The sequence below is a fragment of the Parasphingorhabdus sp. genome, from assembly GCF_048269915.1.
Lineage (GTDB): Bacteria > Pseudomonadota > Alphaproteobacteria > Sphingomonadales > Sphingomonadaceae > Parasphingorhabdus.
In genome coordinates, this window is the sequence record NZ_JBLWTY010000002.1 from 640,097 (window position 1) to 655,278 (window position 15,182).

Here is a 15,182-nt window from a genome sequence, read left to right on the forward strand (position 1 = left end):
GCGCCTAGCGCAGATTTTCGATTTCGTTGGACAGCGTCGTGTTCTTGCTGGTGTAGTAGAGCTCCATGTCAGCCAGTTTGCGGTCGATTTCCCGGAACCGCGATTTGATATCGCGAGTAGTGCGGCGCGGTGACTGGCGCACGCCCTGCCAGAATTTCGTGTCTTCCGGGTCGCTCAGATACATACCGATCGGTTTCGGTTCAGATATTCTGGCCGCGATCCAATAGGCGATGAGCGTCCACGGGAAAGCGAAGGTCACCGTTGCGATGATCGCTGCCAGGCGGACCCAGGCGACATTGATCCCGGTGTAGTCGGCAATCCCGGCGCAGACACCGCTCCATTTCGCGCGCTGCTTGTCGAGATAGAATTTCGTGCGAGAGGAGCTCATGATGGGTGCCTTTCTTTTGTCAGCAATTCGTCAAAATTTTCGAGCGAAGGAGCTGCGTCTGCCTTTGAAGGGGGAAGCGCGGATTGCCGCCAATCGGGGTTGTCCGCTGCCATGATCCGCTCGATGGTTTCCATCCGGTCATCCAGACGGCGTGCCATATGGTGCAACTCTTCCAGGAGATTCTCATCTTCGTTCGTGATCGTTGCGGCGGTTTTCCATTTGGTCACATAGTGGAAAATCAACCATGGCAAGCCAATAAACAATGTCCCCATTACGATGGGAATAATGATGAGCTCTTCCTGCATTATGCATCTCCCTTTTTCATGGCTGCCTTCATGGCTTCCAATTCTGCATCGACCTTGTCGCTGGATTCCAGCGCGGCGATCTGATTTTCAAGGCTCTGCGGTTCTCCGCCCATGCTGAGCGCATCGGCGCGGCCTTCGGCGAAATCGACCTGGCGTTCGAGATATTCAAACCGCGAGAAAGCATCCTGCACCTTGTCGCCATTGTACATTTCGCGGAGCTTTACGCGATTTTCTGCGCTTTCCAGACGATTGACCAGACTGCTCTGGCGGGAGCGCGCTTCCTGCAACTTTTTCTGCAGCTTGGCGATATCACCCTCGGATGCCCGGAGCGCGTCATCGAGAATCTGGATTTCAGCCTTGAGCTGATCCGCCATATCGGCAGCCTTGCGTTTTTCGACCAATGCGGCTTTCGCAAGATCTTCGCGATCCTTGGACAGCGCCAACTGGGCTTTCTCGCTCCAGTCATCGGTGAGATGATCGAGCTTGTCGATATGCCGGCGCATTTCCTTCTGGTCGGCAATGGTGCGAGCGGCGGAAGCACGGACTTCGACAAGCGTTTCCTCCATCTCCAGAATGATCATGCGGATCATTTTTGACGGGTCTTCCGCCTTGTCCAGCATGTCGGTCACATTGGCGGCGATGATGTCGCGTGTTCTTGAAAAAATACCTGCCATGTACATACTCCGGTTACGTCTATGGTTGTGTGTGAACCTGTTCGAGCCTTCGCTCCGCGTCTGTTCTACATCAACCGGTTGAATTTCGAAAGGTGGCCGGGACCTGACTTCGGCAAGGGGAAAAGAAGGGGTCCCGACCGTTTCGTCTGTCATGCTCTATAACCCAGGTTAATGAAGCTGACAGCTGGGGAAGCGGTTTCGTTATTCGCCATCGCGCCTTCAGCCTGCGCAGGGCCGACAGCGCTGATCAGGATCGTTATGCCGAAAAGCAGAATCGAGATGATCGCGGAAATATCGGTGCGGCTCATTTTCAGTGCTGACATGTTTTCCTCCAAAATGCGGTTTGTTTCCTATCTGAAACTAACATTGCAGAAGCCGTGCCAACTTGATTAACTATCGAGAAAATAAGGAAATTATAATTTTCGACGATCTCGTGATATAGTATTAATTGCTATTTAATAGGAATTTGCGCTATATGTTGGCCATGGAGCGAGAAGGTCAATTTGTCGGTGAATCGGGGGCTTTCCTTGATGCGGTGGAAAAAGCCAGCCGGGCGGCGCCCTTGCACCGTCCGGTTCTTGTAGTCGGCGAACGAGGAACCGGCAAGGAGCTGATCGCGGAGCGGCTTCACCGCCTGAGTTTGCGGTGGGATGGTCCGTTCATAACGCTCAACTGCGCGGCCATGCCTGAAACCCTCATCGAAGCAGAATTATTCGGTCACGAAGCCGGAGCCTTTACCGGCGCCACCAAGGCGCGGGCAGGGCGGTTTGAGGAAGCGGACGGCGGGACCTTGTTTCTCGATGAACTGGGCACGCTGTCGAGCGGCGCGCAGGAAAGGCTGCTCCGGGCGGTTGAATATGGCGAAATCACTAGGATTGGGTCCTCCCGGCCCCAGCGGGTAGACGTTCGCATCGTCGCAGCGACCAATGCCGATCTGCCAAAAATGGCAGAAGAGAATAGATTTCGGGCGGATTTGCTCGATCGCCTGTCGTTCGAAGTTGTAACTTTGCCGCCGTTGCGCGTGCGGGAAGGGGACATCCCCGTTCTGGCCGACTATTTTGGCCGACGAATGGCCGCAGAACTGGAATGGCCTTCCTGGCCGGGTTTCGGGCATCTCGCGTCCGAGGCTCTCAACCGGCATGACTGGCCGGGCAATGTCCGCGAATTGCGCAATGTTATCGAACGGGCTGTCTATCAATGGAATGACCATACTATCCCGGTTGATCATGTCGTATTCGATCCCTTCAAATCTCCCTGGAAACCGAGAGAAAAGCCGGTCAAGGCTGAAAGCGAGCCGTCGGAACCGCAAGCCGGGAATATCCCGGCAGCGGCAACCGAACCGGTTCCCGTCACTCCGGCTCTGGATGAGGTTGATGATATGAAAGAGGCGGTCGAGGCCTTTGAAAAGCGGATATTGGAGACGGCGCTCGCCAAGTCACGTTATAATCAGCGCCAGACTGCCAAGGCGCTGAATCTGACCTATGACCAGTTGCGCCATTCGTTGAAGCGGCACGACCTCTTGGGCTCATAAAAAAAAAGGGCCATGCGGCCCCTTTTTCTTGCTTTGTTCAAGGACGTCAGCCGCCGTTGAAGCTGACCATTGTGTAGAACATTGGCAAGGACAGCAAGGTGTTGGTGCGCGATGCCATCATCGCCATTTTGCCGGCTGCAGCTTTCGCATCCGCATCGGCTTCCACAATGCCAAGCACTTTCTTCTGGTTCGGCCAGATGATGAACCAGACGTTCGCCGCCATGACGATCGCGATCCACATGCCGATGCCGATCATCCGATAAGGTCCCTGCAACACCATCGCCTGATGCACATAGCCGGAAAGATAGGCTACCAGCAGGCCTGTGATCACCGTGAACAGGGCTGCCCAGCGGAAGTAGAATAGCGCCGCCGGTGCAATGTGCTTGGATACCGCAGGCTTGGCCGCATCCGGAATATTCGGCATTTGCGGGACTTGCACAAAATTGAAATAATAAAGCAGACCGATCCACAACACGCCAAAGAACAGGTGCGCCCAGCGCATTACCGAATTGGCGGTCACTTCGCCGGGGTGCAGCCCCAGCATTACCGCGATTGTCAGCAACAGGCTGACAATCATCACCGCATTTAAGTTTCCAAAAAATTTTGCCATTTCGCATCCCCCAAAGAGCTATATTGTAACAAGGGCTTAACTCTATGCGCGTGCCTTGCAGATGTCACGATAAAATGGTTTCGACGGCCAAAGAGTGCCGGAAAGGATAATTTTTCTTGCATCTTTCTCGGCAATGATGCGTTGACGGGTTACGTCTCGACAAAATGGAGAAAATTTAGAATGGCTTTCGAACTTCCCCCGCTTCCCTATGCGAAAACCGCCTTTGGAGACCTGATCTCCGAAGAAACATTCAACTATCATCACGGCAAGCATCATAATGCTTATGTCAGCAAGACCAATGACGCGATTAAAGGCACGGATTATGAAGGCAAAAAGCTTTCGGAAATCATTGTCGCAGCGGACGGTGGTCTCTTCAACAATGCTGCTCAGGTCTGGAACCACAGTTTCTACTGGCTCTGCCTTTCGCCCGAAAAAAAGGAAATTACCGGCGAACTGAAAGACCGGCTGGAAACGACCTTTGGTTCGATTGAAGATTTTAAATCAAAGTTCAAGGACGAGGCGACGGGCCATTTTGCCAGTGGCTGGGCATGGCTGGTGCTGGACAAGGGCGAACTGAAAATCACATCTTATCATGATGCCGATACCCCGGTTGATCATGACGTCCAGCCTGTGCTGACTCTCGACGTCTGGGAACATGCTTATTATCTGGATTACCAGAATGCGCGTCCCGATTATGTTTCTGCGCTGCTCGACAATGCAATCGACTGGGACTTTGTTGCCCTGAACCTCGATGGCGACGGCGTCAGCCGTGCCGATCAGGGCTAGGCGCTAAGCAGCGCTAAGGAGATTAGGCCGCGTCCTGACCGTCAGGGCGCGGCTTTTCTTCGACCGAGAAGCCATGCTTCATCAGCATCGGAATATTCGACATCGCAAAAATGAAGGATGCGGTGGTTACGCCCCACACCTTGATTGTCAGCCACCAGTCGAAGCTCAATGTCGCGACCATCAGTTCGTTGATTACGGCCATCGCCACGAAAAACAACGCCCAGTTGCGCGACAATTTCAGCCAGCCTTCGTCGGACAATCCTTCAAAAGCTGCCTGCAGAAGACTCTTCAGCATTGCCTTGCCGCGCAGCAATCCACCGAATAATATGGCCGCAAAGCCGGCGTATATGATCGTCGGCTTATGCTGGATGAAGCGCGGGTCATTGAAATAGATGGTGAGGGCGCCGAACCCGAGAATCAGGATGGCGGACATCCACATCATCGGCGAAACCTTGCCCAGCTTCCATTTCGAAACGATCATCGCGATGACAATCGCGACCATGAAGGCGACGGTGCCGTAAACAGCTGCGGTAATCGGATTGCCTTCCGGCGCGCCGAATTTATAGACCAGAAAAAAGATCAGCAGCGGCCCGAAGTCGAGCGCAAAGCTCAGGCCTCGATGCTCTTTTGGAATTTCCTCAATGGCTGTCGCTTCTGTCATTTTTCTATCCCGGCTATGGCTGCTGCCAAATCATCCGCATTGAACGGCCGCAGGTCTTCTATGGTTTCCCCGACCCCGATGGCGTGGATCGGCATCCCGAACTGTTTTGCCGCCGCCACCAGAACGCCGCCCCGCGCGGTGCCGTCGAGCTTGGTCATGATCAGGCCGGTGACCTTGGCGACGTCCTTGAATACTTCAATCTGTGACAAGGCATTCTGCCCGGTCGTCGCATCCAGTACGAGCACAACATCATGCGGCGCCGCCGGGTTGAGCCGACCGAGCACGCGCCGGATTTTGTCCAGTTCATCCATCAACTCGGTTCGGTTCTGCAACCGTCCGGCTGTATCGACAATTAACACATCGATACCCGTTCCCGTGGCCTGTTTCACGCCTTCATAGACAATGCTGGCGCTGTCGCCGCCTTCCGGACCGCTGATGAAGGGAACACCCAGTCGTTCGGCCCAGACCCGGAGCTGGCCGATGGCGGCTGCCCGAAACGTATCGCCAGCGGCCAGCATGACGCCATAATCCTGCTCGAGAAACAGATGGGCCAGTTTGGCGATGGTCGTGGTCTTGCCCGAGCCATTGACCCCGATAACCAGGATCACTTGCGGACGGGGAAAGGCATCGATTTCGAGAGGGATAGCAACGGGTTCCAGTATCGCGGCGATCTCACGCTGGATAATTTCCTTTACCGCTTGCTCGCTGAGGCCTTTTTCAAACCGCTCAACCGCAAGCTTTTCCCGGATAGACGCTGCTGTGGCGGGACCGAGGTCCGACATGATCAGTGCATCCTCGATATCGTCGAGCGTGGCTTCGTCGAGCTTGGCCTTGGTTACCAGGCCGGTCAGATTTTCGGTCAGCCGGGACGATGTTTTGCTCAACCCGCCGAACAGGCGGTTTTTCCAACTATTATTATTCTCGGTCACGCCTGTACTCTGCCAATCAGTTGTTTATTCTCGATTCCGGTGACCTTCACGGGAATTACACGCCCTTTGCCGACTGGAACGTCCAGCTGGATGCGCGCAAAATTCTCTGCATATCCCGCGTCACCGCTATTTTCCACGAGCACATTCTGCTTTGTACCGATCAGCGACAGCCGCCATTTTTGAACACGTTTATTGACTGTTTCGCGCAATATTTTCGCTCTTTCCTTGATCACATGCCCTTCCACTTGCGGCATTTTCGCCGCTGGCGTGCCCTGTTTCGGCGAATAGGGGAAAATATGGCCATGAACAACATCGCATTGGTCGATGATGGCCTGGCTATGGGCAAACATCCTGTCATCTTCGGTCGGAAAGCCGGCAATGATATCGGCGCCGATCGCAATTTCAGGCCGTCTGGATTTCAGCCGTTCAACCAGAGCAATCGCCTGTTCGCGGCTGTGCCGCCGCTTCATCCGTTTCAGGATCATATCGTCACCCGACTGGAGCGACAGGTGGACATGCGGCATCAGCCGCTGTTCACCGGTGAGCAGGTCGAACAACCGTTCGTCTATCTCGATGCCATCGAGCGACGAGAGCCGGAGCCGTGGCAAGCCGGGGACGAGTTTCAGAATTCTTTCGACCAGCATGCCCAGAGTCGGCTCGCCCGGCAGATCCGGTCCATAGCTGGTCACATCCACTCCGGTCAGGACCACTTCCTGGAAGCCCTGATCGACAAGCGCCTGCACTTGGCTGACTATTTCGCCCGCAGGCACCGACCGGCTGTTTCCCCGGCCATAGGGGATGATGCAGAAGGTGCAGCGATGATCGCAGCCGTTCTGGATTTCGACAAAGGCCCGCGACCGGTCGGCAAAGGCGCTAACCATATGCGGCGCGGTCTCGGTGAGCTGCATGATATCCGACACCCGGATGTCCGGCCGATTGCTTTGCAGGCCGAGTTTGAAATTTGCCGCGTCATATTTGTCGATATTGCCAACCACGGCGCTGGTCTCCGGCATGTCCGCAAACATCGCCGGATCAACCTGCGCGGCGCATCCGGTGACAATGATATTCTTTTCCGGATTGTCTTTTTTTGCCCGCCGGATGGCCTGCCTGGTCTGGCGAACCGCTTCGTTGGTCACCGCGCAACTGTTGACGATCACCAGATTAGCGCCGTCGATATTGGCGGCTGCCAGATTCTGCCGTAAAGTCTCGCTTTCTGCGATATTGAGCCGACACCCCATGCTGATCATTTCCGGTGCGGTCATGCAAACTGCTTCCAGTCGGCCTCGCCGGAAAAAACATAGGTTGTCGGGCCCTGCATCCGGATCGATTTTCCTTTTTCCCAGCTGATGACAAGCGATCCGCCCGGTAAATTTACTTGAACAGGGCTTTTGGCAAGCCCGCGCCGGATCGCGGCTACCGCCGTTGCACAGGCGCCGGTACCACATGCCTGGGTCAGGCCTACACCGCGCTCCCAGACGCGGAGGTTGACGACGCCATCCTGGATATCGGCGACATTCACATTTACTTTTTGCGGGAATAGCGGATCCACTTCGATCGTCGGCCCCAGCCGATCGAGTTCCACGGCCGCGCTATTCTCGACGAAGAAAATGACATGCGGATTGCCGACATTGACCGCAGCCGGATTCTGCAAATCTTCCCAGCCTACCGGCATTTCCATCGTATCCATTGCATAGCCGAGCGGGATCGCCTGCCACTCAAACCGGGGCACACCCATATCGACAACAGCCCCGTCTTCGGTGGCATTGCCAATGATGATGCCGCCTGCGGTTTCGATCCGGGTTTCGTCACCGATCAATTTGGCGACGCAGCGGGAAGCATTGCCACAGGCTTCGACTTCACCGCCGTCAGCATTGAAAATCTGCATTTTGACGTCGGCTTGAGTCGAGGGATGCAGGACGATTAGCTGGTCGCAACCGATCCCGTTGTGCCGGTTGGCGATGGCCGCAACCATTGCCCCGGAGAGTTGCAGTGGGCGCTCGCGTGCGTCGATAATGACAAAATCATTGCCGAGACCGTGCATTTTATGAAAGCGTCCTGTCGTCATGACAGGCGATTTAGGGATGCCCTTCCCGGGAGTCCAGCAATTCGGGTTGCTGTGACCGTCAGAAACCAGCTCTACACCGCGTTTTTCTGAACAGTCTCTCCGCTTGCCGAGTCATTTGTCTCCGGTTGTGGTGCCGGTGTTTCTTCCGTTTTAGCAACGGAAAGCAGATTGCGTTCGGCTAGAACTTCCCGCGTCTGCCTGACCGTCAGGGGACGTCCATAATACCAACCCTGACCTTTGGCGCAGCCGATTTCGCGGAGTTCGTTTTCGGTTTCCTTGTCTTCTACACCTTCCGCCGTAATCTGCATGCCAAGGCTTTGCCCCAGCCCAGTGATTGCCTTGACGATTGCCTTGCTTTCCGGATTTTCCACTATCGAGGTCACGAAGCTGCGATCGATTTTGATCCGGTCAAAGGGCAGGGCGCGCAAATGAGCCAGCGATCCGTAACCGGTGCCGAAATCGTCCAGTGCAATTCTGATGCCCTGATTTTGCAGACTGCCAACAATCGATTGTGCCAGGCTGAGATTTTCAAACAGCGAGCTTTCCGTAATTTCTATTTCCAGACGGTTTGGTGGAAAACCGGTTTCGACGAGCAACTTGACAATTTTCTGGGCAAGCCATGGATCAAGCAACTGCACCGGCGAAATATTAACCGAGAGAGTCAGGCCTGTATTCCAGTCCTTGGCATCCTCAAACGCCTGTCTCATCACGCTGAGCGAGAGATCGCCAATCATGCCGGTTTCCTCGGCAATCGGGATGAATATTTGCGGAGAGATGAGGCCCTGGGTCGGAGATTCCCAGCGGGCAAGCATTTCGAAGCCGGCTAGTTTTCCGGTCGCGAGGTCGATCTGCTGTTCATAATAAGGTACAAATTCGCCTTGGGGAATGCCCGTCCGCATGCCCGATTCGAGCATGCTGCGCGTCTGCAGTTCCTGTTCCATATTGGCGTCGAACCAGGAATAACGGTTTCGACCCTGCTTTTTTGAGCAGTACATGGCGATATCGGCCCGTCGCATCAGGACATCAACGCCTTCCGATTCAAGGTCGTAGCGGGCCATCCCGATCGATGTGGTGACGACAAGCTGGACGCCATTTTCAATGATCGGCAAAGCGATGGCGTCAATCAGATCCGCCGCAATCTTGTCGACAATTTCTGGCCGGTCCGGATCAAAAATAAACGCGCAGGCAAATTCGTCACCACCGAGGCGCGCCAGCAGATTATTGGGCGGGACGATCCTCGAGATTCGCGTTGCCACTTGTTTGAGTACGGCGTCGCCAGCGCTATGACCGTGGACATCGTTGATATTTTTAAAATTGTCGAGATCGAGCATGAAAAATGCGATGCTCTTCTGCTTTCGTTGCGAGGTGCTGATCATCTCGGCTGTCTTTTCACCGATGGTGCGGCGATTCAGCAAACCGGTCAGTGGATCGGTCACCGCGAGCGAATGGGCAAGTTGTTCCGCAGTGGCGCGTTCTTCAACTTCGATGGAAAGATCTTTGTAACGGCGCCAGCCGAAAAGGATCAGCGCAATGTTCAGCAAAAAGGCCGAAACCAGGACATTATCAGTGTTCGTGGCTTTTCCAGAGAGCGATGCGATGGCATCTGATACCACGGTGCCACCGGTGCCCACGAACATGAGGATAGACAATATTACGACGATGCCGGTCAGCGCATCGCGCCCTGCGGACAGCTTGTACCCCGTCTTTTTATGTCTTTTGGTCTTCAACCCGACATTATTATCGGCCGTTGATTGAGCCATCGTCGTTTTTCCTACTGTTATCGTTCGCCCTTAGACGTGCGTTTCTCAATTTCTGGTTAAAATCAGTTTATATTTTGGCAAATCCGGACTTGCGATATTGCCCGCACTCGACTAACAGCCGACGGGAAAGCGGCGATATATATGTTGCCAGTTCAGTTTAGAGTTTGAAAAACTCACACGTCGGTCAGCGAGGTTTCGCCCACCGGCGTTTTTTGCGTTGGCTGGGAAACTGGCCTTTTGAGGTAGGAAAGGCGGAAACATGTTTGATAAGTTAAGCGACCGCCTTGGCGGAGTTTTCGACAAGCTGCGCGGCCGTGGTGCGTTGCGTGAAGAGGATGTTCGCGGCGCGATGCGGGAGGTGCGGATCGCCCTGCTTGAAGCTGATGTAGCGCTACCTGTGGTCAAGGATTTCGTCGAGAAGGTAACCGAGCAGGCTGTCGGCCAGTCGGTACTGAAATCGGTGACACCCGGCCAGCAAGTGGTCAAGATCGTCAATGATGGCCTGACCGAAATGCTGGGCGCAGAGGTTAGTGAGCTCAACCTTTCGGTTGCTCCGCCAGCCATTGTGATGATGGTCGGCCTGCAAGGTTCCGGTAAGACGACCACGACAGCAAAGCTCGCGAAGCGGCTGAAAGACAAAGAAAACAAGAAGGTCATGATGGCCTCGCTCGACGTCAATCGTCCAGCAGCGCAGGAGCAATTGGCGGTACTGGGCGAGCAAATAAACGCCGCCACCTTGCCGATTGTCACCGGCCAGCAACCGGTAGAAATTGCCAAGCGCGCTCTGCAGGCCGCCAAATTGCAGGGCTTTGATGTCCTGCTTTTGGATACCGCCGGACGGCTCCATGTCGATCAGCAATTGATGGACGAGATGAAGGCGGTTGCTGATATCTCCCAGCCTCAGGAAATCCTGCTGGTGGTCGATGCTTTGACCGGGCAGGATGCGGTCAATGTCGCGCAGAATTTCTCTGATCAGGTCGATCTGAGTGGTGTTGTTCTCACCCGGATGGACGGTGATGCGCGCGGCGGTGCGGCGCTGTCGATGCGCGCGGTTACCGGCAAGCCGATCAAATTTGTCGGTGTCGGTGAGAAGATTGATGCGCTCGAGGAATTCCACCCCGAACGCGTTGCCGGCCGTATTCTCGGCATGGGCGATGTGGTCAGCCTGGTCGAAAAAGCGGCGCAGGTTGTCGACAAGGAAGAATCCGAAGCGCTCGCCGAGAAAATGCTCAAGGGCCAGTTTGATCTCAACGATCTGCGCTCCCAATTGCGGCAAATGACCAAAATGGGCGGCCTCGGCGCGCTCGCCTCGATGATGCCCGGCATGAAAAAGGCAAAAGCGGCGATGGCGGGCGGCGCAATGGACGAGAAGGTTCTGGTCCGGATGGATGCCATCATCGGTTCGATGACCAAGGAAGAACGGACCCGGCCGGGTCTGCTCAATGCCAAGCGCAAGCGGCGGGTGGCAATTGGTTCCGGTACCACGGTGCAGGACGTCAACAAGCTGCTCAAAATGCATCAGGAAATGGCCAAGGCGATGAAGCGCATCAAGAAGATGGGTGGCATCAAGGGGTTGATGTCGATGTTTGGCAGCGGCGGTGGCGCCGCTGGTGCCGGCATGGGGGGGCAGGATGGCGGCATGGCCGGAATGCCAGGCCTTCCCGATATGTCTCCCGGCGGTCTTCCACCCGATCTGGCGAATTTATTGAACAAGAAGAAGTAACAACAGTTTGAATTTTTGAATTTTTAGAAAGGTTTATTACAATGGCAGTAGCAATTAGAATGTCCCGTGGCGGTTCCAAGAAGCGCCCTTATTACAAAATCGTCGTTGCAGATGCCCGTGCACCACGCGACGGCAAGTTCATCGAGCGTATCGGCAGCTACAACCCGCTGCTCGCGAAAGACGACGAAAAGCGTGTTGTTCTGGACACCGAGCGTGCGAAACATTGGCTCGAAACCGGCGCGCAGCCTTCCGATCGCGTTGCCCGTTTTCTTGATGCCGCCGGCCTGATGAAGCGCGAAGCGCGCAACAACCCGAACAAGGGCAAGCCTGGCGAAAAAGCCACCGAGCGTCTCGAAGAAAAAGCGGAAAAAGCCGCTGCTGCTGAAGAAGCCGCCAAGGAAGCTGCTGCAGCGCCAGCTGAAGAAGCTGCTCCAGAAGCTGCCGCTGAGGAAGCACCGGCTGCTGAAGCAGCTCCAGCTGAAGAAGCGCCTGCTGAAGAAAAGTCCGAGGGTTAATCCTTGGACAAGGTTGATCCGGACAACCCCGTCCCCCTTGCCGTCATCATTGGCGCGCATGGGGTGACCGGGGAAGTCCGGCTCAAGCTGTTTTGTGATAGTATCGACAGTCTCAAGGCGCACAAGACGTATAACGGCGGCGCATTGACGCTGAAATCCGTCAAACCCCATAAAATGGGCGCGATTGCGCGGATGTCTGAAATTACCGACCGCAACGGCGCCGAAGCCGCACGCGGCACCGAACTCACCGTCCCGCGCTCCGCTTTGCCGGAACTGGACGAGGATGAATTTTACCATATTGATATCATCGGTCTGCGCTGCGTCTCCGACGCGGGCGAAGAACTGGGCAAGATATTCGCCATCTACGAATTTGGCGCCGGCGATGTGATCGAGATCGAGCGGGCAAACGGCAAGAAATTCATGGTTCCGGTCAAGGCGATCGATATGCGGGGCGATCCCGCAATTGTAGAGACGGAGTTTGTCGAACCATGATCGTTCCGATATTCTTCATCCTGCTGATTGTTCTGTTGGTTGCATTGCCGGCCATTGCGGGCTGGAAGCTCAGCCGAAATCACGGTCAGTTTGCCCGTATGGCAGGGACTATATTGGCGGGGCAGATGATCCTGACGCCTGGAATAATTTTTATCTCCATATCCAAGGCTACAGTAGCTGGTGAAAATCCCGTGCGAACGATGATCATATACGCTGGCATGGCATTGGTGATCTCGATCATGACCTTTGCGGTTCTGGAGATTAAAAATACACCCAAACGGAAATGATGCGGTAGAGCGTGGTTCAATGACTTTCACCGCCCAAATCCTGACCCTCTACCCGGAAATGTTTCCCGGACCGCTCGGCACCTCGCTGGCGGGCCGGGCGCTTTCGGAGGGGAAGTGGTCTCTCGATACTATCAACCCGCGCGACTTTGCCACCGACAAGCATCGCAGTGTCGATGACACGCCGGCGGGTGGCGGTGCCGGGATGGTGCTCAGGGCTGATATCATGGCGGCTGCAGTGGACTATGCGGTGGAGCGGATGGCCGAGAAGGTCCGTTCGTCTCGAGCGCAGTCGAGAGACGGGGTTGGGGACAAAAGTGTCTCGACTTCGCTCGACACAAACGGGGAGGAGGCAGCCGCAAATGCCGTTCGTCCAGAGCCTGTCGAAGGACAGGATGCTGTGGAGAGCGGTGCTTCGACAAGCTTAGCACGAACGGCTCCCGCGTCCACAACGGCCCCAATTCTGGCCATGACCCCGCGCGGAAAACCACTGACGCAGGCCCGTGTCCGCGAAATTGCCGCCGGTCCCGGCCTCACCATAATCTGCGGTCGTTTCGAGGGATTTGACGAACGCCTGTTCGATGCCCGCGACATTGAAGAAGTCTCGATTGGCGACTATGTTCTATCCGGCGGAGAAATGGGCGCTTTGGTGCTTTTAGACGCTTGCATTCGGCTGCTTCCCGGGGTAATGGGCGCGTCTTCTAGCGGAGATGACGAGAGTTTCGAACACGGAATACTTGAATATCCGCAATATACCCGACCTCAGAAATGGGAAGGGCGCATTATCCCTGAAGTCTTGCGATCGGGGGATCATGCGAAAATAGCTGCTTGGCGGAAACAAAAGGCAGAGGAAGATACACGGCTAAGGCGGCCGGATTTATGGGAACGTCACAGGGACGCTCCGGATCAGTCGCCCTCTGGTGCGCAGGAAAAAGATAAAGATAAGGAATAGGTCATGAACCTGATTCAGACATTGGAAAAAGAAGCTGTAGAAGCATTTGCAGCATCAAAAGAAATCCCCGATTTCCGCGCTGGCGATACGCTGCGGATCGGTGTTCGCGTCGTCGAAGGCGAGCGCGTTCGTACCCAGAATTTTGAAGGTGTGTGCATCGCACGTACCAATCGCGGCATGGGCTCCAATTTCACCGTACGGAAAATTTCCTTCGGTGAAGGCGTTGAGCGTGTATTTCCGCTTTACTCCCCGAACATTGACAGCATTACCGTGGTTCGCCGCGGTATCGTGCGCCGTGCGAAACTTTACTATCTGCGCGGTCGGACTGGTAAGCGGGCCCGTATTGCGGAGCGCCGTTTGAACCAGCCAGCGAAAGGCACGGAAGCCAAATAATCAGAGCTTTCTCGAAATTTCGAACAGCCGGTTCTCCTCACCAGGAAAACCGGCTGTTTTCATATTAGGAACAGGAAAAGTTGCATGGGTTACAAAATAGTAGTTGTGGGTGCCACGGGCAATGTCGGACGTGAGATGCTCAACGTTCTGATCGAGCGTGAATTTCCTGCGGACGAGATTGCCGCGGTTGCTTCTTCACGGTCACAGGGAACCGAAATCGAGATTGGCGACACCGGCAAAATGCTCAAGGTCCAGAATATCGAGCATTTCGACTTTGCTGGCTGGGATATCGCCCTGTTCGCTGCCGGTTCCGGTCCGACCAAGGAATATGCACCCAAGGCCGCTGCTGCCGGCTGCGTAGTGATCGACAACAGCTCGCTCTATCGCATGGATCCGGATGTTCCGTTGATCGTGCCCGAAGTGAACCCCGAGGCGATCAGCGGCTATACCAAGCGCAATATCATCGCCAATCCCAATTGCTCGACCGCGCAGATGGTTGTGGCGCTGAAACCATTGCATGATGCGGCAACGATCAAGCGGGTGGTTGTCTCCACCTACCAGTCGGTTTCCGGTGCGGGCAAGGGAGGCATGGACGAACTGTTCGAACAGTCCCGCGCCATTTTCGTCGGCGACCCCAAGGAAAACCACGTCTTCACCAAGCAGATCGCCTTCAACGTGATCCCGCATATCGACGTGTTTCTCGACGATGGTTCGACCAAGGAAGAGTGGAAAATGGTCGTCGAGACCAAGAAGATCCTCGACCCCAAGATCAAGCTGACCGCGACCTGCGTCCGGGTGCCGGTCTTCGTCGGTCACAGCGAATCGATCAATATTGAATTCGAAAAAGAGCTGTCCGCCAAGGACGCCCAGAAAATCCTGCGCGACGCGCCCGGCATCATGCTGGTCGATAAGCGCGAGGACGAAGGCTATGTCACGCCGGTCGAATGTGTCGGCGACGGTGCGACCTTCATCAGCCGCGTCCGTGAAGACCCGACGGTGGAAAACGGCCTGAACATCTGGTGTGTCAGCGACAATCTGCGCAAGGGCGCGGCGCTCAATGCCGTGCAGATTGCAGAGCTATTGGGACGCAAGCATTTGCAGAAGGGCTGAGCAA

At 55.3% G+C, this 15,182-nt stretch carries 19 protein-coding genes; 9 read left to right on the forward strand and 10 right to left on the reverse strand.

The features are described 5' to 3' along the window. Nucleotides 1–4 precede the first annotated feature (4 nt). From pspC to ACN0WX_RS08055, 4 genes are all read right to left on the reverse strand, one after another. A complete protein-coding gene (gene pspC / locus ACN0WX_RS08040; RefSeq protein ID WP_417621767.1) occupies nucleotides 5–388 on the reverse strand; it encodes an envelope stress response membrane protein PspC in 384 nt (127 codons plus the stop codon). Beyond that, nucleotides 385–693, reverse strand: coding sequence for an envelope stress response membrane protein PspB (pspB, locus tag ACN0WX_RS08045; RefSeq protein ID WP_417621768.1), 309 nt, complete (start codon nucleotides 691–693; stop codon nucleotides 385–387). The genes pspC and pspB overlap by 4 nt, the downstream gene beginning before the upstream one ends. After that, nucleotides 693–1,367: a phage shock protein PspA gene (pspA, locus tag ACN0WX_RS08050; protein ID WP_417621769.1), complete on the reverse strand. Its 675-nt coding sequence runs from the start codon at nucleotides 1,365–1,367 to the stop codon at nucleotides 693–695. Before pspA ends, pspB begins: the two co-directional genes overlap by 1 nt. A 149-nt stretch (nucleotides 1,368–1,516) precedes the next feature. After that, nucleotides 1,517–1,690 (reverse strand): hypothetical protein, encoded by a 174-nt coding sequence (locus ACN0WX_RS08055; RefSeq protein WP_417621770.1) that lies wholly within the window; start codon nucleotides 1,688–1,690, stop codon nucleotides 1,517–1,519. Nucleotides 1,691–1,851: 161 nt separating this feature from the next. Here ACN0WX_RS08055 and pspF point away from each other — a divergent pair, with 161 nt between their 5' ends. Beyond that, nucleotides 1,852–2,898, forward strand: a complete 1,047-nt coding sequence (gene pspF, locus ACN0WX_RS08060; RefSeq protein ID WP_417621880.1) for a phage shock protein operon transcriptional activator — start codon at nucleotides 1,852–1,854, stop codon at nucleotides 2,896–2,898. A gap of 46 nt (nucleotides 2,899–2,944) precedes the next feature. Here the strand turns inward: pspF and ACN0WX_RS08065 are convergent, their stop codons facing one another. Then, complete coding sequence (locus ACN0WX_RS08065; protein ID WP_417621771.1) at nucleotides 2,945–3,508, reverse strand: urate hydroxylase PuuD; 564 nt, start codon at nucleotides 3,506–3,508, stop codon at nucleotides 2,945–2,947. Between the two features lie 180 nt (nucleotides 3,509–3,688). Between ACN0WX_RS08065 and ACN0WX_RS08070 the strand changes: the two genes are divergently transcribed. Next, on the forward strand, nucleotides 3,689–4,294 hold the full coding sequence (locus ACN0WX_RS08070) for a superoxide dismutase (RefSeq protein ID WP_417621772.1): 606 nt from the start codon (nucleotides 3,689–3,691) through the stop codon (nucleotides 4,292–4,294). A 22-nt stretch (nucleotides 4,295–4,316) separates the two neighbouring features. Here ACN0WX_RS08070 and ACN0WX_RS08075 read toward each other — a convergent pair whose 3' ends face one another. The 5 genes from ACN0WX_RS08075 to ACN0WX_RS08095 all read right to left on the reverse strand — a co-directional run bounded on the left by ACN0WX_RS08075 (nucleotide 4,317) and on the right by ACN0WX_RS08095 (nucleotide 9,709). After that, nucleotides 4,317–4,955, reverse strand: a complete 639-nt coding sequence (locus ACN0WX_RS08075; protein WP_417621773.1) for an inner membrane-spanning protein YciB — start codon at nucleotides 4,953–4,955, stop codon at nucleotides 4,317–4,319. Further along, entirely contained in the window at nucleotides 4,952–5,884 is a 933-nt protein-coding gene (gene ftsY, locus ACN0WX_RS08080) for a signal recognition particle-docking protein FtsY (RefSeq protein ID WP_417621774.1), read from the reverse strand. The genes ACN0WX_RS08075 and ftsY overlap by 4 nt, the downstream gene beginning before the upstream one ends. Next, nucleotides 5,881–7,146: a tRNA (N(6)-L-threonylcarbamoyladenosine(37)-C(2))-methylthiotransferase MtaB gene (gene mtaB / locus ACN0WX_RS08085; RefSeq protein WP_417621775.1), complete on the reverse strand. Its 1,266-nt coding sequence runs from the start codon at nucleotides 7,144–7,146 to the stop codon at nucleotides 5,881–5,883. The genes ftsY and mtaB overlap by 4 nt, the downstream gene beginning before the upstream one ends. Then, complete coding sequence (gene dapF, locus ACN0WX_RS08090; protein WP_417621776.1) at nucleotides 7,143–7,949, reverse strand: diaminopimelate epimerase; 807 nt, start codon at nucleotides 7,947–7,949, stop codon at nucleotides 7,143–7,145. Before dapF ends, mtaB begins: the two co-directional genes overlap by 4 nt. 71 nt (nucleotides 7,950–8,020) lie before the next feature. Then, a complete protein-coding gene (locus tag ACN0WX_RS08095; RefSeq protein ID WP_417621777.1) occupies nucleotides 8,021–9,709 on the reverse strand; it encodes a putative bifunctional diguanylate cyclase/phosphodiesterase in 1,689 nt (562 codons plus the stop codon). 259 nt (nucleotides 9,710–9,968) lie between these two features. Here ACN0WX_RS08095 and ffh point away from each other — a divergent pair, with 259 nt between their 5' ends. The 7 genes from ffh to ACN0WX_RS08130 all read left to right on the forward strand — a co-directional run bounded on the left by ffh (nucleotide 9,969) and on the right by ACN0WX_RS08130 (nucleotide 15,178). Next, on the forward strand, nucleotides 9,969–11,432 hold the full coding sequence (gene ffh, locus ACN0WX_RS08100) for a signal recognition particle protein (protein ID WP_417621778.1): 1,464 nt from the start codon (nucleotides 9,969–9,971) through the stop codon (nucleotides 11,430–11,432). A gap of 41 nt (nucleotides 11,433–11,473) precedes the next feature. Beyond that, a complete protein-coding gene (rpsP, locus tag ACN0WX_RS08105) occupies nucleotides 11,474–11,947 on the forward strand; it encodes a 30S ribosomal protein S16 (RefSeq protein ID WP_417621779.1) in 474 nt (157 codons plus the stop codon). Nucleotides 11,948–11,950: 3 nt separating this feature from the next. Then, complete coding sequence (rimM, locus tag ACN0WX_RS08110) at nucleotides 11,951–12,439, forward strand: ribosome maturation factor RimM (RefSeq protein ID WP_417621780.1); 489 nt, start codon at nucleotides 11,951–11,953, stop codon at nucleotides 12,437–12,439. Further along, nucleotides 12,436–12,726: a hypothetical protein gene (locus ACN0WX_RS08115; RefSeq protein ID WP_417621781.1), complete on the forward strand. Its 291-nt coding sequence runs from the start codon at nucleotides 12,436–12,438 to the stop codon at nucleotides 12,724–12,726. The genes rimM and ACN0WX_RS08115 overlap by 4 nt, the downstream gene beginning before the upstream one ends. A 19-nt stretch (nucleotides 12,727–12,745) precedes the next feature. Further along, nucleotides 12,746–13,675: a tRNA (guanosine(37)-N1)-methyltransferase TrmD gene (gene trmD / locus ACN0WX_RS08120; RefSeq protein WP_417621782.1), complete on the forward strand. Its 930-nt coding sequence runs from the start codon at nucleotides 12,746–12,748 to the stop codon at nucleotides 13,673–13,675. Nucleotides 13,676–13,678: 3 nt separating this feature from the next. Beyond that, nucleotides 13,679–14,068 carry a 50S ribosomal protein L19 gene (rplS, locus tag ACN0WX_RS08125; RefSeq protein ID WP_417621783.1) on the forward strand — a complete coding sequence of 130 codons (390 nt, stop codon included), beginning with the start codon at nucleotides 13,679–13,681 and terminating at the stop codon, nucleotides 14,066–14,068. Nucleotides 14,069–14,152: 84 nt separating this feature from the next. Beyond that, nucleotides 14,153–15,178, forward strand: a complete 1,026-nt coding sequence (locus tag ACN0WX_RS08130; protein ID WP_417621784.1) for an aspartate-semialdehyde dehydrogenase — start codon at nucleotides 14,153–14,155, stop codon at nucleotides 15,176–15,178. Nucleotides 15,179–15,182: the final 4 nt, after the last annotated feature.